Here is a 22,760-nt window from a genome sequence, read left to right as displayed (position 1 = left end):
CGGGCGTAGCGTTCGGGACATGGGTGCGCATATCGATCTCACGCTGGACGCCGGGGACGTCGCCGTCCTGACCGCGTTCTGGAAGACCGCGCTCGGGTACGTCGACGAGCCGCCGCCCGCGCCGTTCGCGACGCGCGGGGAGTGGCTGGCCTCGTTCGGCATCGACGAGGAGGAGTCGCGGGACGACGGCGAGTGGCTGTGCGATCCGGACGGCGTCGGTCCGCGGCTGTCGATCCTGCGGGTGCCGGAGCCGAAGACGGCCAAGAACCGGCTGCACATAGACATCCGGGTGCCGGGGCACGGCACCGAGGAGGAGCGGTGGGCGCGGATCGCGGCGGAGGCGGACCGGCTGGTACGGGCGGGGGCGCGGGTGCTCGCGCGGCATGACCGCGACCATGTGGTGATGTGCGATCCGGAGGGCAACGAATTCTGTGTCGCTCCGCTCAGGGCCGAGGCCGTGCAGTGACCGCCGTGCAGTAACCGCCGGATGCCTGTCATGGCACAACTACGCGACAAACGACGGGTTTGGTTCCCGTGGCCGGTAGTCTCCATGCCGCCAGCAGCAACGACGGGGACGAGGGCGGTCGAAATGAGCGGGGCGGGCGGGGCGAGCGGGTCGGGCGAGGTGTTCCAGCCGCTTGAGGCGGACGATCCGGCGTCGGTGGGGGCGTACCGGCTCGCGGCGCGGCTCGGCGCGGGCGGGATGGGCAAGGTGTACTTGTCCTACACGCCCGCGGGGCGGCCGGTCGCGGTCAAGGTGATCCGGCCGGAGTTCGCGGAGGACGCGGAGTTCCGCCGGCGGTTCAAGCAGGAGGTGCAGGCCGCGCAGCGCGTGCAGGGGCTGTACACCGCGCCGGTCATCGACAGTGACGCGGACGGGCCGCGGCCGTGGCTGGCCACCGCGTTCGTACCGGGTCCGACGCTGTCCTCGGCGGTCGTCGCGCACGGGCCGCTGCCGGTGCAGACGGTGCTGCTGCTCGTCGCGGGTATCGCGGAGGCGCTGGAGGCCGTGCACGGGGCGGGGCTTGTGCACCGCGACCTCAAGCCGTCGAACGTGCTGCTCGCCTCGGACGGGCCGCGCGTCATCGACTTCGGCATCGCGCGGGCCGCCGACGCGACCGCGCTGACCGGCAGCGGGGTCACGATCGGCACGCCGGCCTTCATGTCGCCCGAGCAGGCCGCGGGGCGGGAGATCACACCGGCGACGGACGTCTTCGCGCTCGGCCAGGTCGCGGCGTACGCGGCGCTCGGGGCGCCCGCGTACGGCGACGGGCCCTCGCACGCGGTGCTCTACCGGATCGTGCACGAGGAGCCGGATCTGGCCACGCTGCCCGAGGACCTGCGTCCGCTGGTGCGGCGCTGCCTGGCGAAGGTGCCGGCCGAGCGGCCGTCGCTCGCCGAGGTGGTGGGGATGTGCCGTACGGCCTCGCAGCAGACCGAACTGCGGCGGCCCGACCAGTGGTTGCCGAGGGCGCTGGCCGCGGAGATCCCGGCCCGGCACTCCGCGCCGGACTCGCCTGCCGCGCCGCCGGTGCCGGCGGCTCCGCCGGCCGTCGCGGGTGGGGGTGCGGTGGCAGGCGCCGGTGCGGGCGCCGTCGCCGGAGCCGCTGCGGCCCTGGCTGCGAAGGACGTGCCGCCGCCCGCGCCGGCCGCGCCGCCCACTCCCCCGCGGCCCGCCGCCGCGCCCGCCGCGGAGGGCCCGCACACGCCCCCGCCCCCGGCGACCCGCCCGGACGTCACCCCGCCCCCGGCCGCGCCCGCGGCAGCTCAGCAGCACGCCCAGCCGCACCCCGCGACCCACCCGGCCACGCACCCCGCGCAACCGCCCGCCGCCGAGCAGCCCCCGGCCGCCTACGCCTACCCGGCCACGCAACCCGGCGCCCCGGCCGCACCCGGCGGCCCCGGCGCCCCCGCCGGCCCCGCGTACGGCTACCCCCAGCCCGGCGGCCCCTCCCCGTACGCCCCCCAGGGCACCTTCGGCGCGGTCCAGCAGCCCGCCCCCGCCGAGCCCGCCCGCAAGGGCCGGCGCAAGGTGCTGGTCCTGTCCCTCGTCGCCGCCCTGGTCGTCATCGGCGGCGCGGTCGGCGGCGCCATCGCGCTGAGCGGCGGCAAGGGCGACGACGGCAAGAACGACGACGCCGCCCCGCCCTCCCACAGCGCCTCCGCCGCGCCCACCACCGACACCCCGGCGACGACCGAGCCCGCCGACGACGACCCGTCCGACGACACGGCGACCGAGGAGCCGACCAGCCAGGCCGACCCCAACCCGCAGCCCGAGCCGCACACCGGCATCCAGCTCCCGGACGGCTACCACCTGGACTTCAGCGACACCGACATCCAGCCGCAGAACGACACCGGCGACGACCTGACGTACTCCTGCTCGTTCAGCGACTGCAGCCTGTCGGCGTCCAGCACCAAGCTCGTGCTGCTGGACCACGACGAGGCCGGCTCGCTCGACACCTGCCTGCACGACACCCGCTACACCCAGGACATCGCCCAGGGCCGGATGACCGCCGGCAGCCAGATCTGCGCCCGCACCCCCGAGGGCACGGTCGCCCTCATCACCTACAAGCAGGCGTCGAAGGCCAACGAGGCGAGCACCTACGTCGTCCTCGACATCACCCTGTGGCGCAACGCCCTGCCGGACAGCAGCAACGACGACGACTGAGCCCCCGCCCTCCCCCGTACCTTCCGCGACCGGTACGCCCGCGGGCGGCACACCCGAGGTGGCCGCCCGCGGCGGGAGGGAGCAGCGGATCAGGCCCTGGGGGTGATCTTGGTGAGGCCGTTGATGACGCGGTCCATCGCGTCGCCGCCCGTGGGGTCGGTCAGGTTGGCGAGGAGTTTGAGGGCGAAGCGCATCAGCATGGGGTGGGTCAGGCCGCGTTCGGTGCAGAGTTGGAGGACCTTCGGGTTGCCGATGAGCTTCACGAAGGCGCGGCCGAGGGTGTAGTAGCCGCCGTAGGTGTCCTTGAGGATCTTCGGGTAGCGCTGGAGGGCGAGTTCGCGCTGGGCGGGGGTGGCGCGGGCGTGGGCCTGGGTGATGACGTCCGCGGCGAGCTGGCCGGATTCCATCGCGTAGGCGATGCCCTCGCCGTTGAAGGGGTTGACGAGACCGCCGGCGTCGCCGACCAGGAGCAGGCCGCGGGTGTAGTGGGGCTGGCGGTTGAAGGCCATCGGGAGGGCGGCGCCGCGGATGGGCTGCGTCATGTTCTCCTCGATGTAGCCCCAGTCCTCGGGCATGCCGGCGACCCACGCCTTGAGCACCTCGCGCCAGTCGAGCTCACGGAAGGCCGCGGAGGAGTTGAGGATGCCCAGGCCCACGTTGGACGTACCGTCGCCGAGGCCGAAGATCCAGCCGTAGCCGGGGAGTTGGCGCGGGGTCGCACCGCGCCGGTCCCACAGTTCGAGCCAGGACTCCAGGTAGTCGTCCTCGTGCCGCGGCGAGGTGAAGTACGTGCGGACGGCGACGCCCATCGGGCGGTCCTCGCGGCGGTGCAGGCCCATCGCGAGCGACAGCCGGGTGGAGTTGCCGTCGGCGGCGACGACGAGCGGCGCGTTGAAGGCCACCGGGGTCTTCTCGACGCCGAGCTTGGCCTGCACGCCGGTGATACGCCCGGTGCGCTCGTCGATCAGCGGCGCCCCGACGTTGCACCGCTCGTACAGCCGCGCGCCGGCCTTCACCGCCTGCTGGGCGAGCAGTTCGTCGAAGTCCTCGCGCCGCCGGACCAGGCCGTAGTCCGGATACGCCGCCAGGTCCGGCCAGTCCATCTCCAGCCGCAGGCCGCCGCTGATGATGCGCAGGCCCTTGTTGCGCAGCCAGCCGGCCTCCGGCGAGATGTCGATGCCCATGGACACCAACTGCTTGGTCGCGCGCGGCGTCAGGCCGTCGCCGCACACCTTCTCGCGCGGGAAGGCGGTCTTCTCCAGCAGCAGGACGTCGAGCCCGGCCTTCGCCAGGTAGTACGCGGTCGTCGAACCGGCGGGGCCCGCGCCGACGACGATCACGTCGGCGGTGCGCTCGGACAAGGCGGTGTCGGGCACGGTGGCTCTCCCGTTGTGCGGCGAGTACGGCTACGGCTGGGCGGTGCGGGCGGCGGCGGGCCGCGCGCATCCCCCGAGTCTATGAGTCCCCGCCGCCGGGATCGCGCTCAGCCCATGCTCTTGGCGCCGTCCAATGCCTCGCGGATGATGTCGGCGTGCCCGGCGTGCTGCGCCGTCTCGGCGACGATGTGCAGCAGCGACCGCCGCGCCGACCAGCGCGCGCCCGGCTCGAACCAGGGCGCCTCGGGCAGCGGGTGGTCGGTGTCGAGGTCGGGGTAGGAGACGACGAGCGCGTCCGTGGCCCGCGCCACCTCCGCGTACTCCTCCAGCACACCGGCCAGCGTCTCGCCGGGCAGCAGGGCGAACTGGTCCCGCCGCCGCGCCCAGTCCTCCTCCGTCATGTTCGTGAAGTCCACGTCCCGCGCCGGGCCGTGGACGATGAAATCCGCCCAGTTCCGCTCGACGGCCGCGACGTGCTTGATGAGCCCGCCCAGGCACAGCTCGCTGACCGTGGTGCGCGTGGCCGCCTGCTCGTCGGTGAGGCCGCGGGTGGTGAAGCGCAGGAAGTGCCGCTGCTTGGCGAGCGCCTCCAGCAGGTCCGCCCGCTCCCCGCGCACCGCCGGGGCCTGCTGCTCGCCGGGGGTGCCGTTCTCGGTCACGGTGCCGGTGATGGTGCCGGTCATGGGGTCCGCCTTCCACAAGGACTGCCGGCCGCCCGCAAGGGCCGCCTCGGGTTCACCACCCACCCTAGGAACCCTTGCGGTCAGCTTCTGTCCTTGAGGTCAGCGGCCTCCGGTACGGCTCACCGGTGCGCCCCGCCGCCCTCGTCGCGCCGCTCCTGCTCCTCCCGCTCGGTCAGCCGCTCCGGCTGGACGACCCCCAGGTCGTACGGCCCCGCGGGCGGCGGGGCCTGCTGCGCCGGTACGTGCGGGGCGCCGAACGGCGGCGGGGCGTACGGCGACGGGGGCCCGTACGCGCCCTGCGGCCCGCCCGCCGAGTACACCGGGGGCGGCGGGGCCACGCCGAACAGCCGGCGGAGGGCCGGCGCGACCAGCACCCCGCCGAAGGACCACAGCAGCGCGAAGAGCAGCGCCTGCGACACCTCGGTGCCAGCGTGGCTGTGGCTGCCGCTGCCGGTGTACAGAGCGTCGAGCGCGTCCACGCCGCCCGAGGAGATCCCGCCGATCGCGACCAGCACCGTGAACATCGCGGTGAACGCCCCGACCACGGCGAACTGCTCCGCGCGGCTGCGGGTGCGGGCCGCCGCGATCAGGCCGATCGCCAGCGCGCACAGCACGCCGCCGAGGACCGCGAGCGGGGTGGCGGACCCGTCCCAGAAGTGGTTCAGCCGGGTCAGGCCGTAGGTCCGGCTCATCTCGTGGCTGCCGATGCTCTCGCTGACCTTGAAAGGCGCGCCCCAGCCGAGGCCGAGGCCGGCCAGGCCCAGGTTCGGCAGGATCGTGGCCGTCACGACCAGGCCCGTGGCCTCCAGGTGCTCATGGTTGCCGACGGCCACCGCGTAGACGACGACGCCGGCGAACAGCACCGTGACCAGCAGGCCCAGCAGCGCCGCGCCCAGCACCCGGTAGGCGGCGCCGAACCTGGCCCGCAGCGCCGGGCCGTCGAGGACGACCAGCGCGACCGCGAGGCTCAGCAGGAAGGACCACACCAGGACGCGCCACGGCCCGCTGTGCACCTCCACGTCCCGCAGGCTCGGCTGCGCGATGAGCGCGAGCACGGTGGAGGCGACCGCGCTGAGCAGCGCGACCCGCACCGCCGCCTCGGGCCCTGCACCCCGCCCGCGCACCGCGCGCAGCACCAGGACCAGGGCGAGCAGCCACACGAGCGTGAAGCTCAGCGGCACCACGGAGAGACCGGCGCTCCGGGCGGCGCAGTCGGAGGAGGCGCGCTCGACGTAGCCGGCGGGCTGGACGTAGCCGTAGCTCTGGGTGAAGCCGGTCGTCGTGCCGTCACCGAAGTCGGAACCGTCGTCCCCGAAGTCGTCGCCGAAGTCCGAGCCGTCGTCCCCGTAGTCGTCCCCGAAGTCCGAGCCGTCGTCCCCGTAGTCGGACGACCCGTCATCGCCGTAGTCGTCCCCGTAGTCCGAGCCGTCATCCCCGTAATCCGAGGACCCGTCATCCCCGTAGTCGTCCCCGTCGTCACCCGACGTACCGTCGTCGTAGTAGCCCGAGCCCGAGTCGTCGTCGTCATCGCCGGAAGCGCAGCCGAAGCCGCTGAAGCCGCTGTCGCGCGAGGCGTCGTGGACGGTCAGGTGGCCGCCGAGGCCCTGGACGGTCAGCGCGAGGGCGATCCGGCTGCGGGTGGACCAGCCGACCTCGTCGCTCTTGAACGCGTGCTGCGACCAGGTGCCGAGCCCGCCCGCGACGACCAGCAGCACCACCGCCGGGACGAGCGCGGCCAGCGCCGCCCAGCTCCAGTTGCCGGCGAAGACCCGCCCGGTGAACTGGGCCGCCGGCGACGGCCCGGGCGTCCCCACCACGTACGGCGGAGGCGGCGCCGGCGATATCTGCGTGGGCGTCGGGACGGCCCCGGGCAGCTCCCGCCCGCACTTCATGCAGAACCGGGCGGCAGCGTCCGGAACGGGATTCCCGCACGCTGGGCAGTACGACATAAGGGCCACTCCGTCGATCGCAGGCAGCAGGGGACACGCGCTCCCCGGCACAGACACCGCAGCCTAGGTGTCAGTCCCCTGCCACCACACCGGAATGGCCCACTCCGCGACAGCTCCCGCCGACCGCGCGTTCACCCGCGCGCCCGGCCGGCACCCGGCCCGGCGAAGCCCGGCGGCGGCGCTACGGCTTCGTCCCCCGGTGCAGCGCCACGATCCCGCCCGTCAGGTTCCGCCACGCCACCCCGCGCCAGCCGGCACTCTGCAACCGCCCCGCCAGCGCCTTCTGGTCCGGCCACTCGCGGATGGTCTCGGCGAGGTAGACGTACGCCTCGGGGTTGCTGCTCACCGAGCGGGCGACCGGCGGCAGCGCCCGCATCAGGTACTCGGTGTAGACGGTCCGGAAGGGGCGGTACGTCGGCTGGCTGAACTCGCAGATCACCAGCCGCCCGCCGGGCCTGACGACCCGTCGCATCTCGCGCAGCGCCTCGTCCGTGTCGTGGACGTTGCGCAGCGCGAAGGAGATGGTGACCGCGTCGAAGACGCCGTCGGCGAACGGCAGCCGGGTGGCGTCGCCCGCGGTGAGCGGCAGCTCGGGGTGCCGCTTCTTGCCCTCCCGGAGCATGCCGAGGGAGAAGTCGCACGGCACGACGGTGGCGCCCGCGGCGAGGAAGGGCAGCGACGAGGTGCCCGTGCCGGCGCCCAGGTCCAGCACCCGCTCCCCCGGCGCGACGTCCAGCGCCTGCGCGACGGCCCGCCGCCACAGCCGGGTCTGGCCCAGCGACAGCACGTCGTTGGTCAGGTCGTAGCGCGCCGCGACGTCGTCGAACATCGCGGCGACGTCGTCCGGCTGCTTCTCCAGTGATGCACGGCTCACGCTGTCACCCTAACGGCTCGGCAGCCGCTCACCGGTCGGCGAGCAGCTTCAGCTCCGGGTGGGCGGTGCCGCCCGGGATGGCGGTCGAGGACAGGTGCGAGACGACATGGTCGTCGACCGGGTCGTTCGCCGGGTCGTCGTGCACGACGAGGTGCTCGTACGTCGTGGCGCGCTGGGCGGGGACGCGGCCGGCGGCGCGGATGAGGTGGATCAGCTCCATGCGGTTGGAGCGGTGCTTGGCGCCCGCCGAGGAGACGACGTTCTCCTCCAGCATCACCGAGCCGAGGTCGTCGGCGCCGTAGTGCAGGGACAGCTGGCCGACCTCCTTGCCGGTGGTGAGCCAGGAGCCCTGGATGTGGGCGACGTTGTCCAGGAACAGCCGGGCGATGGCGATCATCCGCAGGTACTCGAAGAGCGTGGCCTGCGTCTGCCCCTTCAGGTGGTTGTTCTCGGGCTGGTAGGTGTACGGGATGAAGGCCCGGAAGCCGCCGGTGCGGTCCTGGACGTCGCGGATCATCCGCAGGTGCTCGATGCGCTCGGCGTTGGTCTCGCCGGTGCCCATCAGCATCGTGGAGGTGGACTCCACGCCCAGCCGGTGCGCGGTCTCCATGATCTCCAGCCACCGCTCGCCCGACTCCTTCAGCGGCGCGATGGCCTTGCGGGGCCGCTCCGGGAGCAGTTCGGCGCCGGCGCCGGCGAAGGAGTCCAGGCCGGCCGCGTGGATGCGGCGGATGGCCTCCTCGGCGGTGACGCCGGAGATACGGGCCATGTGCTCGACCTCGGAGGCGCCCAGCGAGTGGATCACCAGCTGCGGGAACTCCCGCTTGATCGCGGCGAAGTGCTCCTCGTAGTACTCCACGCCGTAGTCCGGGTGGTGCCCGCCCTGGAACATGATCTGCGTGCCGCCGAGCTCGACGGTCTCCGCGCAGCGCCGCAGGATGTCGTCCAGGCTGCGGCTCCAGCCCTTCCCGGTGTCCTTGGGCGCGGCGTAGAAGGCGCAGAACTTGCACGCGGTGACGCACACGTTGGTGTAGTTGATGTTCCGCTCGATGATGTACGTCGCGATGTGCTCGGTCCCGGCGTACCGGCGGCGGCGTACGGCGTCGGCGGCGGCGCCGAGCGCGTGCAGGGGGGCGCCGCGGTAGAGGTCGAGCGCCTCCTCGGGGGTGATACGGCCGCCGGCGGCGGCGCGTTCGAGGACGGCTGCGTGGTCGCTCACCAGGGGGTCCCTTTCCGGAAGGTGCAGGCGGGGAGCCGCACGGAGGGCTTGCGGCGGACGCCGGGCTGACCCCGTCAGCGTACGCCGACCGTACGGTCAGCTCTGGGGCAGGAGGGTGACCTCGGCCTCGCGCGGGAAGCCGACCCGGCGGGCGAACTCCGCGATGCCGGCGAGCTGCTCGGCGCCGAGGGAGAAGTCGAGGGTCGTGAAGTAGCGGCGCAGCAGGTCGGCGTCGAACGCCTCCCAGCGGGCGGCCTGCTCGGCGACCTTCTCGACCTCCTCCAGCGACAGGTCGCGGGAGGCGAGGAACGCCTTGTGCACGTCGTGCACGGCCTCGGGGTGGGCGGCCAGGTAGTCGCGGCGGACGGCCCAGATCGCGAAGACGAAGGGCAGGCCCGTCCAGTCCTTCCACATCTGGCCGAGGTCGTGGACCTCCAGGCCGAGCCGCGGCGCGTCGTGCAGCGAGGCCCGCAGCGCCGCGTCGCCGATCAGGACGGCGGCCTGCGCCTCCTGCATCATCAGCGACAGGTCGGGCGGGCAGCGGTAGTAGTCGGGGTGGACGCCGTGCCGCTCGGTGAGCAGCAGCTCGGCGAGCCGTACGGACGTCCGGCTGGTGGAGCCCAGGGCGACCCGCTCGCCGTCCAGCCGGTCCAGCGGCAGCTGGCTGACGATGACGCACGACATGACCGGGCCGTCGCAGCCCACGGCGATGTCGGGCAGGGCCACCAGCTCGTCGGCGTGCCGCAGGTACTCCATGAGCGTGACCGGGCCGATGTCGAGGCCGCCCTCTATCAACTGGGCGCTCAGCTTCTCGGGGGTGTCCTTGGTGAGCTGGAGGTCCAGCAGCGTGCCGGTTCTGGCCAGGCCCCAGTACAGCGGGGCGCAGTTGAGGAACTGGATGTGCCCGACCCGGGGGCGGATCGGGCCCGGGCCGCTGTCGGTGCGCGCTGAGGTGTCCACCTGGTGGACGCTACTCCTGCCGCGGCCGGGCGGGGCGCACCGCCCCCCGCGTGGCCTGGGCGTACCCCGGGCGGGGGGCGTGTCGCGCGCCACGCGTAAAACCGATCTTGAAAGCCTTCCATGGCCGTCAGCGGGCATGCTAGGCTCGACGCAAGTTGCAGTTTGGTTTCCCTTGCAGTACAGAGCCTGCGGAGCATGTAACCCGCAGGCTTTTGTAGTTTTCAGACTTCGCACATGCAGGTTCTGGAGCAGGGCGACCCTTTGGCCCAAGGAGGGCTTTAAATGGCTACCGGAACCGTCAAGTGGTTCAACGCTGAAAAGGGCTTCGGCTTCATCGCCCAGGACGGCGGCGGCCCGGATGTCTTCGTTCACTACTCCGCGATCAACGCCTCCGGCTTCCGCTCCCTGGAGGAGAACCAGGCGGTGACCTTCGACGTCACGCAGGGCCCGAAGGGTCCTCAGGCGGAGAACGTCACGCCGAACTAGTCCTTACCAGTTCGGTGCCCAACCGGTCGGTGGCGCTTCGCGCCCAGAACCTGTAGTACCAAGGGGCCGCCCCACTTCGGTGGAGCGGCCCCTGCCTTTTCGGCCGCCGCCCGCGCGCCTTTCTGTGCCTTTCTGCGCCTTTCCCGGCCGTTCCGCGCCTTCCCGTACCCTTCCGCGGCTTCCGCGCCTTCCGCGCCTTCCGCGCCCCTTTGCGCCGCGATACGTCCGGTTGCGCCCGGTTGCGTCGCGTTACGCCCGGGGTCCGTAAAGCGCCTCGATATCGGCGCTGAAATCCCGGCTCACGGCGGCCCGGCGGATCTTCATGGACGGCGTGAGGTGCCCGGCGTCCTCGGTGAAGTCGGCGGCCAGGACGCGGAAGCGGCGGATGGACTCCGGGCGGGAGACCGAGGCGTTGGCGTCGTCCACCGCCTTCTGCAGCTCGGCGAGCAGGTCGGGGTCCGCGGCGAGTTCCGCGCGGCTGAGGGACTCCTTGTGCCGCATGCGCTGCCAGTGGGCCAGTCCGTCCGGCTCCAGGGTGAGCAGCGCGCCGACGTAGGGGCGGTTGTCGCCGACGACCATGCACTGGCCGACGAGGGGGTGGGCCCGCAGCCGGTCCTCCAGCGGGGCGGGGGCGACGTTCTTGCCGCCCGCGGTGATGATGATCTCCTTCTTGCGGCCGGTGATCGTGAGGTAGCCGTCGGCGTCCAGCGCGCCGATGTCGCCGGTGGGGAACCATCCCCCGGAGCCCCGCCCGTCAGGCGTCCCCGCGACGGCCGGGGATGCGCCCTCGTCGTTCCAGTAGCCGGCGAAGACCTGGCCGCCGCGCAGCAGCACCTCGCCGTCCGGGGCGATCCGCACCGCCGTGCCGGGCAGCGGCCGGCCGACCGTGCCGAGCCGCGGGCTCAGCGGCGGCGTCACGGTGGCCGCGGCGGTGGTCTCCGTCAGGCCGTACCCCTCGAAGACCATGACGCCGGCGCCGGCGTAGAAGGCGGCCAGGCGCTTGCCGAGCGGGGAGCCGCCGCAGATGACGTACCGCACCTTGCCGCCGAGCGCGGCCCTGATCCGCCGGTAGACCAGCGGGTCGTACAGCGCGTGCGCGAGCCGCAGCCCGAGGCCGGGCCCCGGGCCGGTGCCGGCCTGCCGGGCGACGGCCGCCTCGCCGTACGCCTGCGCGATACGGGCGGCGCGGTCGAAGGAGGCGGCGCGGCCGATCTGCTCGGCGGTGGCGCGGCCGGTGTTGTAGACCTTCTCCAGCACGTACGGGATCGCCAGCAGGAAGGTGGGCCGGAAACCGGCGAGGTCGGCGAGGAGGTCCTCGGTGGCGATGCTCGGGGCGTGCCCGAGCCGGACGCGCGCCCGCAGGCAGCCGACCGCGACCATGCGGCCGAAGACATGGGAGAGGGGGAGGAAGAGCAGGGTCGAGGCGGGCTCGGTGCTGACGGCCTTGAAGACCGGGTGCAGCAGCTCGGTGGCGTTGTCGACCTCGGCGAAGAAGTTGCCGTGGGTGAGGATGCAGCCCTTGGGGCGGCCGGTGGTGCCCGAGGTGTAGATGAGGGTCGCGACGGTGTCCGGCCCCATCTGCTGCCGGCGCGACGTGACCAGGGCGTCCGGCAGCTCCCGGCCGGCGGCGGCGAGCTGGTCGAGGGCGCCGGTGTCGAGCTGCCACAGCTGCTTGAGCTCCGGCAGGCGGGGTCTGGCGGCGCTGACGATACGGGCCTGGTCGACGCTTTCCACCGCGCAGGCGGCGGCGCCGGAGTCCGCGAGGATCCACTGCGTCTGGGAGGCGGAGGAGGTCGGGTACACCGGCACGGTGATCAGGCCCGCGGCCCAGCCGGCGAAGTCCAGCAACGTCCAGGCGTACGAGGTCCGCGCCATGATCGCGAGCCGGTCGCCGCTCCTGAGCCCGGCGGCGAGCAAGCCTTTCGCGACGGCCAGCACGTCGTCCCTGAACTCCCGCGCGCTGACGTCCCGCCACCGGCCGTCCGCCCCCTTCCGGCTCATGACGACGTCGCCGGGCGCTTCCTCCGCGTTCGCGAACGGGATGTCCCCGAGGCTCCCCCGCCGCGGCACCTCCACGATCGCCGGCACCACGGCCATGACGGCACCGCCGCGCTCGAACGTGACCTCCGGCCTTGGCCCCTGCGGGGGCGGTGGTTTGCGTATGGGCATCCGAGCGAATCCTTTCTGCCTGAGCATGTCCCCGGCGGTCAACCGCGGCTGCGCCGCGGGGTGCTTTGTCGGGGCGCGGAGCTCCGCTTGCTGCGCGGCTGCCGCCGCGTCGGCACTCCCGGGCGGGGCCTCGCGGCTGCGCCGCCGGGTATCCACCAGGGGCGCGGGGAACTGCGCGCGCAACCGACCACCGGCCGGTGGTCCGGACACGACAGCAACAGCCCCTTTCGGACGGTGACGACCTGCACGCCGCATACAGCTGGCCGCGCAGTTCCCCGCGCCCCTGAAAAGCAACGCCCGACGCAGCCGCAAACCCCCGCCGGTCGCGCCCACGCGGCGGCAGCCGCACAACAAACACAGCCCCGCGCCCCTGGTGGATACCCGGCGGCACAGCCGCGAGCCCCCGCCCGGGAAGGCGACCTCCACGCCAGACGGCCACAACCCAGGGGCGCGGGGAACTGCGCGCGCAACCGGCCACCGGCCGGTGGTCCGGACACGACAGCAACAGCCCCTTTCGGACGGTGACGACCTGCGGGCCGCATACGGCTGGCCGCGCAGTTCCCCGCGCCCCCGAAAAGCACCCCGCGGCGCGGATCGCGCCCACGCGGCGGCAGCCGCGCAGCAAACACAGCCCCGCGCCCCCGAAAAGCACCCCGCGGCGCAGCCGCGAGGCCCCGGCCGGGAGGGCGACCTCGACGCCGGGCGGCCACCACCCTGAAAAGCACCCCGCAGCGCAAGTTGCGGCTCATGGGGTGGTGAGGATCAGGGCGGAGCCCTGGCCGCCGGCTGTGCAGAGGGAGAGGAGGCCGCGGGTGGGGGAGGGGTGGGTGGCGAGGTGGTGGGCGAGGGTGGCGACGATGCGGGGGCCGGTCGCGGCGAAGGGGTGGCCCGTGGCCAGGGAGGAGCCCGCGACGTTGAGGCGGGCGCGGTCCACCGTGCCGAGGGGGGCGTCCAGGCCCAGGCGCGAGGCGCAGAAGTCCTTGTCCTCCCACGCCGCCAGCGTGGCCAGCACCTGCGAGGCGAACGCCTCATGGATCTCGTAGTAGCCGAAGTCACCGAGCCCGAGCCCCGCTCGGGCGAGCATGCGCGGCACCGCATAGGCCGGCGCCATGAGCAGCCCCTCCGCCCCGGAGGCGAAGTCGACCGCCGCCGTCTCGTACGCCGTGACGTACGCGAGCGGTTCCAGCCCGTGCGCCGCGGCCCACTCCTCCGTACCGAGCAGCACCACCGCCGCGCCGTCCGTGAGCGGCGTCGAGTTCCCCGCGGTCATCGTGCCCTCGGGCCCGCCGTAGACGGGCCGGAGCTTCGCGAGCTTCTCGGGCGTGGAGTCGGGCCGCAGGTTCTGGTCGCGGGTGAGCCCGCGGTACGGCGTGACCAGCGGCGCGAAGAAGCCCCGGTCGTACGCGGCGGCGAGCCGCCGGTGGCTCGCGGCGGCCAACTCGTCCTGCGCCTCGCGGGTGATGCCCCACTGCGCGGCGGTGAGCGCCGCGTGCTCGCCCATCGAGAGCCCCGTGCGCGGCTCCGCGTTGCGCGGCATGTCGGGCACGATGTGCCGGGGCCGCACCCCGGCGAGCGCCCGGGCCCGCGCCCCGAGGGTCTTCGCGCGGCGGGCGGCGAGCAGCGTACGCCGCAGTTGGTCGTTGACGCCGAGCGGCGCGTCGCTCGCGGTGTCGGCGCCGCCGGCGATCCCGCTGTCGATGACGCCGAGCGCGATCTTCGCGGCGACCGCGAACACCGCCTGGAGCCCGGTGCCGCACGCCTGCTGGACGTCGTACGCGGGCGTCGCCGGGTCGAGGACGGAGCCGAGCACGGTCTCGCGCGCGAGGTTGAAGTCCCGGCTGTGCTTGAGGACCGCGCCGGCGGCGAACTCGCCCACTCTCTCGCCGGCGATGCCCGCCCGCTCGGCGAGGCCGTCGAGCGCGGCGGTGAGCATGTCCTGGTTGGAGGCGGTCGCGTACGGGCCGTCCGCGCGGGCGAAGGGGATGCGGTTGCCGGCGAGGACGGCGACCCGGCGGACGGCGGGGGCGAGGGTCGGTACAGGGGTCGGTACGGGGTGGGCGGCGGGCGTGGCGGGCGTGGCGGGCATGAGCTCTCCCGATCTTCCGAACTTCCGATCTGCGTGACGCACCAGTAGCCTTACCGGCGGTAAACTTACTCCAGAGTAAGGAGAAGGCCAATGGCCGACCGCTATCTCCGCCTCACCGGCACCGGACCCGGCCGCTTCGTCGCCCGCCGCCTCGGCCTCCCCCTGCCCACCCCGTTGCGCCGCTGGTCCGCGGGTACGCCCGAGCTGCCCGGCCCGGTCCTCCGGCTCACCGCCGGCGAGCCGGCGCCGGCGCCCGCGCCCGCGCCGACCGGGGAGCCGTACGGCGGGGTCGTCGTGGACGCCACCGCCCTCGCCGAGCCCGCCGACCTGCACGGACTCCACGCCACGCTGCACCCGCTCGCCCGCTCCCTCGCCCCCTGCGGCCGGATCGTGCTGCTGGGCGCCCGCCCCCAGGACGGCGGCCTCGCGCACGCGGCGACGCACCAGGCGCTGGAGGGCTTCACGCGCTCGCTCGGCAAGGAGATCGGCCGCGGCGGCACCGTCAACCTGCTGCGCCTCGCGCCCGGCGCCGTCCCCGGCAGCGCGCTGGACTTCCTGCTCTCGCCGCGCTCGGCGTACGTCAGCGGGCAGGTCGTCGAGGTCGGGCCGGCGCCGGAGGTCCCGGCGGCGGCCGGGCCGCGTACCGCCCTGGTCACCGGCGCCGCCCGCGGCATCGGCGCGGCGGTCGCCGAGACGCTGGTACGCGGCGGCGCGGACGTCGTCCTGCTCGACGTCCCGCAGGCCGGCGAGGCGCTCGCGGCGGTCGCCGCCCGGCTCGGCGGGCGCGCCCTCACCCTGGACATCACCGCGGACGACGCGGGCGAACGGCTCGCCGCCGCGCTGCCGGACGGCCTCGACGTGCTCGTCCACAACGCCGGCATCACGCGCGACCGCAAGCTCGCGAACATGCCCGCGGAGCGGTTCGACACGGTCGTCGACGTCAACCTCGGGGCGGTGCTGCGCACGACCGCCGCGCTGCTGAAGGCCGGGACACTGCGGGACCACGGCCGTATCGTCGGCACCGCCTCGATCGCCGGAATCGCCGGCAACGTCGGGCAGACCAACTACGCGGCGTCCAAGGCCGGGATCATCGGGTGGGTACGGGCGCTGGCCGCGGACGGCGAGGTGCGCGGGCGCGGCATCACCGCGAACGCGGTCGCGCCCGGCTTCATCGAGACGGCGATGACGGCGGCGGTGCCCGTCGTTGTCCGGGAGGCGGGGCGGCGGATGAACTCGCTCGGGCAGGGCGGGTTGCCGGTCGACGTCGCCGAGACGGTGGGGTGGCTCGCGGACGCGGCGTCCGGCGGGGTGAACGGGCAGGTCGTGCGGGTGTGCGGCCAGTCGCTGCTGGGCGCCTGACGTGGCGCCCCTGCTGCTGACGCTCGGCCGCGGCGCCCTCACGGGCCTGGCGAAGCGCCCCTCCCCCGCGATGCGCCTGGCCCCGGCCCGGCTGACCCGCCGGGCGGTCCGCGTCGACCCCGCGCGGCTCGCCGCGTACGCCCGCGTCTGCGGCTTCCCGCCCGGCCCCGCGCTCCCCCTGACGTACCCGCACGTCCTGGCCTTCCCGCTGGCCGCGCGCCTGATGTCCGCGAGGTCCTTCCCCCTCCCGCTGCTGGGCCTGGTCCACACGAGCCTGACGATCACGGCACGCGCTCCCCTCCCAGCGACGGACCGCCCGGACCTCCACGTCTCTACGCAGGGCCTGCGCCCGCACCCCCGCGGCACGGAGGTGACCCTCGTGACGGAGGCCACCCTCGCCGGCGAGCTCATCTGGCACTCGACCAGCACCTACCTCTCCCGCCACAAACCGCCTGACCCCCCAACGCCTGACCCCCCAACGCCGGAGCCCCCAACGCCCGACCGCCCGACGCCCGAGCCCGGCGTGCCTGAGCCGGCTGCCCCGGCCCCCTCCGACGCCGGGCCCGGCAGCCCGCTCCCGACGGTGGCCACCTGGCAGTTGGACGCGGCGCTCGGCCGCCGCTACGCCCGCGTGACGGGTGACTTCAACCCCATCCACCTCTCCCCCCTGACCGCCCGCCCCTTCGGCTTCCCCCGCGCGATCGCCCACGGCATGTGCACCGCCGCGCAAGCTGCTGCGCAGCGCCCCGAGGCCACATCCCTCCACGCGACCTTCCACCGCGCGGTCCTCCTCCCCTCGACGGTCGAATACGCCACCGCCGCCTCCACCTTCGAGCTCCGCTCCCCCCTGGGCACCCACGTCAGGGGCACGATGTCCGCCTAGCCCCTCCCCAAAGCCCGCGCCTGCGCCGCACGGTGCTCTCCAGGGGGCGCGCGCAACCCACCCACCGACCGGCGGCCCGCAACGCCCCGAACAGCCCCTTCCGGACGGCGACGACCCGCACGCCGAGTTCGGCCACGGATCTGGCCTAAGCCTGCTGAGCCGGTGAGACGTAGCAAATAGCGGCGGCCTGCTGGCCATCCCCGTACCGGTGAACTGCTTGGCCGATCCGCTGCCAACCCAGCCGCTCGTAAAGGCGTATAGCGCCGACGTCCTTGGTCATTACGTCGAGGACCAGGCGCATGTCGCGTTGTCGGGCGTAGTCCATGGCTGTTCGCATCAGCGTTTCACCCACGGCGCGCCCACGGGCTTCGCGTACGACGTAGAGACGCGCGAGAACACCGACGTGAGCGTTTTCGCCGCCACCTCGCGCAAGCCAGAGCGTGACGGCGTCCTCTCCACGTGGGTGCAGGACTGCTACATGTCCCACGATCCGCTCATTGACCTCTGCGACCCAGGCCTGCGCAGTGGCAGGTGAGCAGATCCATTCCGTCGGCTGCGCCACGCCCTCGACCGGGTAGCCATCGGTCGCATGTACTTCTACCAGCGCAGCCGCTGCCCCGGGAACGTCGGCATTCCGGATGGTACGAACGATGAGGCCGGTCACAGAACCCTCCAGTACGCAGGGTGATTCATTCGACGGGCAGTTCGTAGAGAAGGCCGGTCCGGTCGGCGCGGTGCACGTACCGAGAAACCTCGAAGGGTTCCAGCTCTTGATCCAAGCTCGTGTGCAGCACTTCGAGCACCGGCACGCCGGGCGGAAGATCAAGGAGCGCGGCTTCGCGCGGAGTCGGCATCCTCGCGCTGATCTCGTCGCGTACGCGGGTCATGGTATGGCCCAGCTCTTCGAGGCGACCGTAGATCCCATGGGGACCCGTCTTCGGTTGCATCAACAGGGTTCCTTGTGCTTCGTCCCATCGGAGATAGGTCGAGACGATCTGAACCGGGTCATCGTCTGCGAAGTAGTGGTTCTCCCGGTGCACGACGCTCTCGTCGTCGCTGGGAACCTTGAGGCGCTCCGCTATGTCGGGCGGAGGCACTTCCCGAGTGATGCCGAGTACCTCGATCCGCGCGGTCTTTCCCTGGCGCTGGGCCTCCAGCCGAAACGGCGTGAGGCCGGTCTCGCGGTTCTTGCGGGAGTAGCGGTCACTGCCGAAGCGGAAGAGGCGCTGGGGTGCGCGAACGAAGACGCCGCGCCCGTGGCGCGCGGTGACAAGCCCTTGTTCCGCAAGGAGCCGGACGGCCTCGCGGGCGGTGTTCCGGGCTGCTCCGTACTGCTCTGCCAAGACCCGCTCGGAGGGGAGCTTGTCTCCGGCAGACAGTTCGCCGCGCTCGATCGCCGATCGGAGTGCCTGAGCGATACGCCTACTGGCCGGCTGCGCGGAAGGGGTGTCGGGCGAGGTCATGAGGCGAGCATAGCAACTGGCTCAAGCCAGTCGCTTGACGCGGTCGAATCGCCCGTGGTCAACTGGCTCAAGCCACCAGGTGGCTCAAGCCAGTTGGGGCGGCACCTTACCGCTGAGCAAGCCGCCGCCCCAGGTCGTGCCAGGACCCCCGCGACCGTGCGACCGATCCGGGGGCATGGCCAACGCTATGAGGAGCGCTGACAGTGATTCAGACTATCGTCCGATTGATTCATGCGACGGGGTTACGGCGTCGGCCGCTGGATGTCGGCAGGTACCGTGCCAGGCACGGTGAACTGCCGGCCGGCGAGCGTACGGTGTGCGCGCCTGCGCTCGTTCCTGAGTACGACGTGTCTGCGGGGCGGGCGCGCCGTTCTCCTGTGGTGCGGCCCTTTGTGGCGGGCCTGGGGGTTCAGGGGGAGTCGCGGTGATGCTGCCCGTGCCGAACGCCCCCGCGGGTCCTGATGTGGTCGCCCGTCGGTGGACGCACGACCCGAGGAATGCCCGGCGGGCCCGCGATGACCTGTGGTTCCACTTGCTGAAGTGGGGCATGCCGGACGATGTGACGGACTCCGCGGTGCTGGTGCTTTCCGAGCTTTTCGGCAATGCGGTTCGGCATGCGGGGGAGCCGCGGGGGCGTCACATCGAGACGCGGTTCGAGCGCCGCAGGGGCGGTGTGCGGATCGAGGTGCACGATGCCGGCGAGGCCGAGCCGCAATTGCGGCGGGTGTCCGGGTGTGAGGAGTCCGGTCGTGGCCTTGCCCTGGTGGACGTCCTGACGGGTGGCCGTTGGGGAGTCGCCGGTCGTGCGGGCGTGGGCAAGTTGGTGTGGGCGGAGTGCGGTGATGTCGGCGACGGGGCCGAGTTGGTGCACGGTGGGCGGGATGGGCTGATCCGTGATGACGGCGCACGGCCGTAGGCGGACGCGTCCGCTCACGCTGAACCATGAGCCGGAGGCTGTCACGTGGGCCCGGGAGAAGGCGGGTCTGACCAAGCGGGCACTTGCCGAGTGCGTAGGGATCTCCGAGCAGTTGATGGGCGAGATCGAGTCGGGGTGGCGGAGCGCGACTCCGGCGAACCTTCTCAGGATCGCTGCCGCGCTGAACTGCCCGATCGTCGTTCTGGAACGCAAGCGTCACGGCGCCCCATAGGCGCCCCCGCCCGCACGACACGAGAGACACGCAGGAGGGGATCCCTGTGCCGCCGAGGAGTAATCCGAGCGCACGCCAGCGGCGCCTGGGCGCGGAGCTGCGCGCGTTGCGCGTGGAGGCGGGGCTTTCCACCGAGCAGGCCGCGGCGCTGCTGGACACCACGCGGACGGTGATCTCCAGCACCGAGGCCGGCCGCCACGGCGTCAGCCCGCAGCGCCTACGACGTATCGCCTCCGCGTACGGGTCCACCGACCCGCCGCTGACCGACGCGCTCCTGGCCATGTGCAGCGACCGCACGCGCGGCTGGTGGGAGGACTTCCGCAATCTCCTGCCCCAGGCATTCCTCGACATCGCCGAGCTGGAATGGCACGCCCGCGGCCTGCGGGTCAGCACGACAACACACATGCCCGACCAGCTCCAGACCGAGGACTACGCCCGCGCCCTCTTCCGCGCCGCCGTCCCGGCCCTCACCGAACCGGAAGTCGAAGCCCGCGTCGCCCACCGCGTACAACGCCACAGGGCCCTCGACCGCCCCGACGCCCCACCCTGCGAATTCCTCGTCCACGAAAGCGCGCTGCGTACCCAGGTAGGCGGCCCCGCTGTGCTCCGCGCCCAACTGCGCCGCCTGACGACCGCCGCCGAACGCGACAACGTCACGCTCCAGGCCATCCCCTTCACCGCCGGCGCCCACCCCACCCCAGGCCAAGCCGTGCTCTACGCCCACGCCCCAGTCGCCCGCCTCGACACCGTCCTGGCACACCGCACCCCGGCGCCCGACGACCTCCACCACACCCAAGCCCACCTGACCACCTACCACCTCCACCTCGACCACATCCGACACATCGCCCTACCACCCGCAAAAACCCTCGACCTGATACACACCATCGCCTCCCAACTCCCAGGGCAACGCCGGTGATCCGGTAGCTCTGGGAACGGCCCGGACATCTACAACGCAGAAAGCGCCCCCCAGGGGCGCGGGGAACGACGCGCAACCGGTCACCGGCCGGTGGTCCGGATCGCACCGAACAGCCCCTTCCGGACGGTGACGACCCGCCGGCCGTGGTGGGCTGGTCGCGCAGTTCCCCGCGCCCCTGGGTGTCACCGTCCGGCGCCATGCCGACGCCAACCCGGCTGAGGCTGCCGCCGCGCCGCAGGGTGCTCTTCAGAGGCGCGGGGAACTGCGCGCGCAACCACCCACCGACTGGTGGTCCGGAACGCACCGAACAGCCCCTTTCAGACGGTGGCGACCTGCACGCCGGTCACTGGCTTGTCGCGCAGTTCCCCGCGCCCCTGGGTATCACCGTCCGGCGCAGACGCAGCGCCAGACCGGGCGCGCCCACGCGGCGGCAGCCGCGCAGCAAACGCAGCCCCGCGCCATGAAAAGCACCCTGCGGCGCAGACGTAGCGTCAGAGGTCGGGGTCGGTCAGGGATTCCGGGGGGAGGGCGGAGAGGGTGGCCAGGGCGGTGAGGAAGGGGGTGCGTTGGGTGGGGGGGAGGTAATGCGCGAGGAGGCGGTCCTCGCGGGACTGGATCGCGGATTGCGCGGCGTCGCGGACGCGGGAGCCCTCCGGGGTGAGGGCGAGGAGGCGGACGCGGCGGTCCGCGGGGTCGGGGGTGCGGCTGATGAGGCCGCGGGATTCGAGCGCGGTGAGCACCTCGATGATCCGGGTCTTGTCCGCGCCGATGGACTCCGCGAGAGCGGCCTGGCTGCGCAGGGGTTCCGCCTCCAGGCGGAGCAGCACGGCGTACGCCCACATGCTCAGGCCGTGCTCGGCGAGCAGCGGCAGCTCGGCCGCGGTGAGGGCGCGGCCGAGGGGGACGAGCATGGCGGCGAGGTCCCTGCGGGGCTCACGTGCGGCGGCCATCCGTAAAAGCTCCCTTGACAGATGATATGCGCGGGCAGACGATAAGCACATGCCTACGAATCTCGACCGGGTCCGAGCGCTCGACGCCCAGGCGGTACGCCTGAGCCGCGACCTCGTCCGGCAGTCGACCGTAGCCGATCTGCACCGCCCCACTCCCTGCGCCGGCTGGGACCTCGCGGAGCTGCTCGGGCACATGACGGCCCAGCACCGCGGGTTCGCCGCCGCCGCGCGGGGGGCCGGCGCCGAGGCCGCGGCCTGGGCCGTCGTGGCGACCGCCACGCCCGTCACGGCGTACGAGGCCGCCGCCGAGGACGTGACCGCCGCGTTCGCACACCTCACCGACGCGCAGCAGGGGCTCGTCCTCCCGGAGTTCGGCACCCGGACGCCCTTCCCCGCCGGACAGGCGATCGGCTTCCACCTGCTCGACTACCTCGTCCACGCCTGGGACGTCGCCGCGACCCTCGACCTGCCCTTCGACCCGGGCCCCGACCTGCCCGACGCCGTGCTGCCGCTCGCGCGCGCCGTCCCGCCGGCCTCCCCCGCCTTCGCCGGCGCGGTCCCCGTGCCCGGGGACGCCGGCCCGCTCGCCCGCATCCTCGGCACCCTGGGCCGTACGCCGCGGCCGGAGGACTACTGAGCCGGCACCGCCCGCGACAGCCCCGACCACGCGAACGTCATGAGGGACGCGGCCAGTTCGCGCCCCGCGGGTACGGGTCCCGGCGCCGTCGCCGCCCACCCCGCGAGGGATTCCGCCGCGCCGACCAGGGCGTAGGCGTACGCGGCCACCTCCGGCGCACCCGGCGCGCCCCCGCAGGCCGCGGCGATCAGCCCGGCGGCGAAGTCGACGATCCGCGCCCGCAGCGACGCGACCTCCGCGGCGAAGGGCTCACCGACCGTGCGGGCCTGGCTGTAGAGCACCGTCCAGCCGTCGGGATGCGCGGCGGTGTGCTCGAAGAAACCCAGCAGCCCGCCCCACAGCTGCCGCTCCGGCGGCGCGCCGGCCTCTACCGCGTCGCGCACCGCGGCGGTCAGGGCGTCCGCCTCACGGCGGATGCAGGCGGTGAAGAGGTCTTCCTTGGAGTTGAGGTACAGATACACCAGCGGCTTGCTCACGCCCGCCGCCTCGGCGATCTCGTCCATCGAGGCGGCACGGAAACCGCGCCGGGCGAAGACCGCGACGGCGGCGTCCAGCATCTGCCGCTCCCGTACGGCCCGCGGCACGCGCTTGCCGCCCGCCGCGGGCATCAGGCGGTGTGCGCGGCGCCGTCCCTCGCGGCGTCGTCCACCGCGTCCTCCTGCTGCGCGTTCGCGGCGAGGTTCAGCCGGGTGCGCTCCACCTTCTGCGAGACGGTGAGCGCGGCCTGCTCGCGCACGTTGCGCAGCAGCACCCAGCTGAGCGGGGCGGACACGATGAGGGCCAGCAGGGCGACCCAGAGGTAGTTCGAGTCACCGAGCCCGGCCGGCAGGATACGCAGCCGGACCAGGCCCCAGATGACACCGAAGCTGGCGACGATGAGGCCGAAGCGCAGGGCGGTGTACCGAAGCATGCTCCCAGTGAAGCACGCGGCCCC

At 73.3% G+C, this 22,760-nt stretch carries 22 protein-coding genes; 9 read left to right on the top strand and 13 right to left on the bottom strand.

The window, feature by feature from the left end:
• Positions 1-19: 19 nt before the first annotated feature.
• Together HCN08_RS30565 and HCN08_RS30560 are read left to right on the top strand one after the other, a co-directional pair.
• Positions 20-466 (top strand): VOC family protein, encoded by a 447-nt coding sequence (locus tag HCN08_RS30565; RefSeq protein ID WP_167986548.1) that lies wholly within the window; start codon positions 20-22, stop codon positions 464-466.
• A gap of 123 nt (positions 467-589) precedes the next feature.
• Positions 590-2,668 carry a serine/threonine-protein kinase gene (locus HCN08_RS30560; protein WP_167986547.1) on the top strand — a complete coding sequence of 693 codons (2,079 nt, stop codon included), beginning with the start codon at positions 590-592 and terminating at the stop codon, positions 2,666-2,668.
• A gap of 89 nt (positions 2,669-2,757) precedes the next feature.
• Here the strand turns inward: HCN08_RS30560 and HCN08_RS30555 are convergent, their stop codons facing one another.
• The 6 genes from HCN08_RS30555 to HCN08_RS30530 form a co-directional block, all read right to left on the bottom strand.
• The gene (locus HCN08_RS30555; RefSeq protein ID WP_167986546.1) at positions 2,758-4,044 is read right to left on the bottom strand and encodes a geranylgeranyl reductase family protein; all 1,287 of its coding nucleotides are present in this window, start codon (positions 4,042-4,044) and stop codon (positions 2,758-2,760) included.
• 107 nt (positions 4,045-4,151) lie between these two features.
• Positions 4,152-4,727 (bottom strand): DinB family protein, encoded by a 576-nt coding sequence (locus HCN08_RS30550; RefSeq protein WP_167986545.1) that lies wholly within the window; start codon positions 4,725-4,727, stop codon positions 4,152-4,154.
• A gap of 119 nt (positions 4,728-4,846) precedes the next feature.
• Positions 4,847-6,676, bottom strand: coding sequence for a zinc ribbon domain-containing protein (locus tag HCN08_RS30545; protein WP_167986544.1), 1,830 nt, complete (start codon positions 6,674-6,676; stop codon positions 4,847-4,849).
• Positions 6,677-6,857: 181 nt separating this feature from the next.
• The gene (locus tag HCN08_RS30540) at positions 6,858-7,550 is read right to left on the bottom strand and encodes a demethylmenaquinone methyltransferase (protein ID WP_167986543.1); all 693 of its coding nucleotides are present in this window, start codon (positions 7,548-7,550) and stop codon (positions 6,858-6,860) included.
• Positions 7,551-7,578: 28 nt separating this feature from the next.
• On the bottom strand, positions 7,579-8,772 hold the full coding sequence (gene mqnC / locus HCN08_RS30535; RefSeq protein WP_167986590.1) for a cyclic dehypoxanthinyl futalosine synthase: 1,194 nt from the start codon (positions 8,770-8,772) through the stop codon (positions 7,579-7,581).
• A gap of 93 nt (positions 8,773-8,865) precedes the next feature.
• On the bottom strand, positions 8,866-9,729 hold the full coding sequence (locus HCN08_RS30530; protein WP_322974786.1) for a menaquinone biosynthetic enzyme MqnA/MqnD family protein: 864 nt from the start codon (positions 9,727-9,729) through the stop codon (positions 8,866-8,868).
• A 282-nt stretch (positions 9,730-10,011) separates the two neighbouring features.
• Between HCN08_RS30530 and HCN08_RS30525 the strand changes: the two genes are divergently transcribed.
• The gene (locus HCN08_RS30525) at positions 10,012-10,215 is read left to right on the top strand and encodes a cold-shock protein (RefSeq protein WP_167986541.1); all 204 of its coding nucleotides are present in this window, start codon (positions 10,012-10,014) and stop codon (positions 10,213-10,215) included.
• A 249-nt stretch (positions 10,216-10,464) separates the two neighbouring features.
• Here the strand turns inward: HCN08_RS30525 and HCN08_RS30520 are convergent, their stop codons facing one another.
• Both HCN08_RS30520 and HCN08_RS30515 read right to left on the bottom strand, forming a co-directional pair.
• Positions 10,465-12,411 (bottom strand): AMP-dependent synthetase/ligase, encoded by a 1,947-nt coding sequence (locus HCN08_RS30520; protein WP_407648913.1) that lies wholly within the window; start codon positions 12,409-12,411, stop codon positions 10,465-10,467.
• A 718-nt stretch (positions 12,412-13,129) separates the two neighbouring features.
• Positions 13,130-14,470 (bottom strand): acetyl-CoA C-acetyltransferase, encoded by a 1,341-nt coding sequence (locus HCN08_RS30515; protein WP_167986539.1) that lies wholly within the window; start codon positions 14,468-14,470, stop codon positions 13,130-13,132.
• A 90-nt stretch (positions 14,471-14,560) separates the two neighbouring features.
• Between HCN08_RS30515 and HCN08_RS30510 the strand changes: the two genes are divergently transcribed.
• Together HCN08_RS30510 and HCN08_RS30505 are read left to right on the top strand one after the other, a co-directional pair.
• Complete coding sequence (locus HCN08_RS30510; RefSeq protein WP_167986538.1) at positions 14,561-15,829, top strand: 3-oxoacyl-ACP reductase; 1,269 nt, start codon at positions 14,561-14,563, stop codon at positions 15,827-15,829.
• A gap of 1 nt (position 15,830) precedes the next feature.
• Positions 15,831-16,712 carry a MaoC family dehydratase gene (locus tag HCN08_RS30505; protein WP_322974785.1) on the top strand — a complete coding sequence of 294 codons (882 nt, stop codon included), beginning with the start codon at positions 15,831-15,833 and terminating at the stop codon, positions 16,710-16,712.
• Positions 16,713-16,857: 145 nt separating this feature from the next.
• Here the strand turns inward: HCN08_RS30505 and HCN08_RS30500 are convergent, their stop codons facing one another.
• Both HCN08_RS30500 and HCN08_RS30495 read right to left on the bottom strand, forming a co-directional pair.
• Positions 16,858-17,376 carry a GNAT family N-acetyltransferase gene (locus HCN08_RS30500; protein ID WP_167986537.1) on the bottom strand — a complete coding sequence of 173 codons (519 nt, stop codon included), beginning with the start codon at positions 17,374-17,376 and terminating at the stop codon, positions 16,858-16,860.
• Between the two features lie 25 nt (positions 17,377-17,401).
• On the bottom strand, positions 17,402-18,175 hold the full coding sequence (locus HCN08_RS30495; RefSeq protein ID WP_167986536.1) for a GntR family transcriptional regulator: 774 nt from the start codon (positions 18,173-18,175) through the stop codon (positions 17,402-17,404).
• A 427-nt stretch (positions 18,176-18,602) separates the two neighbouring features.
• On the opposite strand from HCN08_RS30495, the gene HCN08_RS30490 reads away from it, so the two are divergent.
• Genes HCN08_RS30490 through HCN08_RS30480 form a run of 3 tightly spaced genes read left to right on the top strand, consistent with a single transcriptional unit; the run spans position 18,603 to position 20,239 of the window.
• Positions 18,603-19,091 (top strand): ATP-binding protein, encoded by a 489-nt coding sequence (locus HCN08_RS30490; RefSeq protein WP_167986588.1) that lies wholly within the window; start codon positions 18,603-18,605, stop codon positions 19,089-19,091.
• Positions 19,072-19,323, top strand: coding sequence for a helix-turn-helix transcriptional regulator (locus HCN08_RS30485; protein ID WP_167986587.1), 252 nt, complete (start codon positions 19,072-19,074; stop codon positions 19,321-19,323). The genes HCN08_RS30490 and HCN08_RS30485 overlap by 20 nt, the downstream gene beginning before the upstream one ends.
• Positions 19,324-19,369: 46 nt before the next feature.
• On the top strand, positions 19,370-20,239 hold the full coding sequence (locus HCN08_RS30480) for a helix-turn-helix domain-containing protein (protein ID WP_167986535.1): 870 nt from the start codon (positions 19,370-19,372) through the stop codon (positions 20,237-20,239).
• A gap of 491 nt (positions 20,240-20,730) precedes the next feature.
• Here the strand turns inward: HCN08_RS30480 and HCN08_RS30475 are convergent, their stop codons facing one another.
• Positions 20,731-21,189, bottom strand: a complete 459-nt coding sequence (locus tag HCN08_RS30475; protein WP_167986534.1) for a MarR family winged helix-turn-helix transcriptional regulator — start codon at positions 21,187-21,189, stop codon at positions 20,731-20,733.
• A gap of 49 nt (positions 21,190-21,238) precedes the next feature.
• Here HCN08_RS30475 and HCN08_RS30470 point away from each other — a divergent pair, with 49 nt between their 5' ends.
• Entirely contained in the window at positions 21,239-21,826 is a 588-nt protein-coding gene (locus HCN08_RS30470; protein WP_167986533.1) for a TIGR03086 family metal-binding protein, read from the top strand.
• Here HCN08_RS30470 and HCN08_RS30465 read toward each other — a convergent pair.
• Together HCN08_RS30465 and HCN08_RS30460 are read right to left on the bottom strand one after the other, a co-directional pair.
• Positions 21,820-22,434 carry a TetR/AcrR family transcriptional regulator gene (locus HCN08_RS30465; RefSeq protein ID WP_167986532.1) on the bottom strand — a complete coding sequence of 205 codons (615 nt, stop codon included), beginning with the start codon at positions 22,432-22,434 and terminating at the stop codon, positions 21,820-21,822. The genes HCN08_RS30470 and HCN08_RS30465 overlap by 7 nt on opposite strands.
• Positions 22,434-22,736 carry a DUF4229 domain-containing protein gene (locus HCN08_RS30460; RefSeq protein WP_167986531.1) on the bottom strand — a complete coding sequence of 101 codons (303 nt, stop codon included), beginning with the start codon at positions 22,734-22,736 and terminating at the stop codon, positions 22,434-22,436. The genes HCN08_RS30465 and HCN08_RS30460 overlap by 1 nt, the downstream gene beginning before the upstream one ends.
• Between the last annotated feature and the right edge of the window lie 24 nt (positions 22,737-22,760).

It is taken from the genome of Actinacidiphila epipremni (assembly GCF_012034175.1).
Taxonomy (GTDB): Bacteria; Actinomycetota; Actinomycetes; order Streptomycetales; family Streptomycetaceae; genus Actinacidiphila; species Actinacidiphila epipremni.
Note: the sequence above shows the minus strand (reverse complement) of the source record. Positions and strands in the feature narration are given on the sequence as shown.

Excerpts from the sequence above, each read along its gene's own strand:
- HCN08_RS30565 (WP_167986548.1), top strand. The coding sequence starts at position 20 with ATGGGTGCGCATATCGATCTCACGCTGGACGCCGGGGACGTCGCCGTC.
- HCN08_RS30560 (WP_167986547.1), top strand. The coding sequence starts at position 590 with ATGAGCGGGGCGGGCGGGGCGAGCGGGTCGGGCGAGGTGTTCCAGCCG.
- HCN08_RS30550 (WP_167986545.1), bottom strand. The coding sequence starts at position 4,727 with ATGACCGGCACCATCACCGGCACCGTGACCGAGAACGGCACCCCCGGC.
- HCN08_RS30545 (WP_167986544.1), bottom strand. The coding sequence starts at position 6,676 with ATGTCGTACTGCCCAGCGTGCGGGAATCCCGTTCCGGACGCTGCCGCC.
- HCN08_RS30525 (WP_167986541.1), top strand. The coding sequence starts at position 10,012 with ATGGCTACCGGAACCGTCAAGTGGTTCAACGCTGAAAAGGGCTTCGGC.
- HCN08_RS30520 (WP_407648913.1), bottom strand. The coding sequence starts at position 12,411 with ATGCTCAGGCAGAAAGGATTCGCTCGGATGCCCATACGCAAACCACCG.
- HCN08_RS30515 (WP_167986539.1), bottom strand. The coding sequence starts at position 14,470 with ATGCCCGCCACGCCCGCCACGCCCGCCGCCCACCCCGTACCGACCCCT.
- HCN08_RS30510 (WP_167986538.1), top strand. The coding sequence starts at position 14,561 with ATGGCCGACCGCTATCTCCGCCTCACCGGCACCGGACCCGGCCGCTTC.
- HCN08_RS30495 (WP_167986536.1), bottom strand. The coding sequence starts at position 18,175 with ATGACCTCGCCCGACACCCCTTCCGCGCAGCCGGCCAGTAGGCGTATC.
- HCN08_RS30490 (WP_167986588.1), top strand. The coding sequence starts at position 18,603 with ATGCTGCCCGTGCCGAACGCCCCCGCGGGTCCTGATGTGGTCGCCCGT.
- HCN08_RS30485 (WP_167986587.1), top strand. The coding sequence starts at position 19,072 with ATGACGGCGCACGGCCGTAGGCGGACGCGTCCGCTCACGCTGAACCAT.
- HCN08_RS30475 (WP_167986534.1), bottom strand. The coding sequence starts at position 21,189 with ATGGCCGCCGCACGTGAGCCCCGCAGGGACCTCGCCGCCATGCTCGTC.
- HCN08_RS30470 (WP_167986533.1), top strand. The coding sequence starts at position 21,239 with ATGCCTACGAATCTCGACCGGGTCCGAGCGCTCGACGCCCAGGCGGTA.
- HCN08_RS30465 (WP_167986532.1), bottom strand. The coding sequence starts at position 22,434 with ATGCCCGCGGCGGGCGGCAAGCGCGTGCCGCGGGCCGTACGGGAGCGG.
- HCN08_RS30460 (WP_167986531.1), bottom strand. The coding sequence starts at position 22,736 with ATGCTTCGGTACACCGCCCTGCGCTTCGGCCTCATCGTCGCCAGCTTC.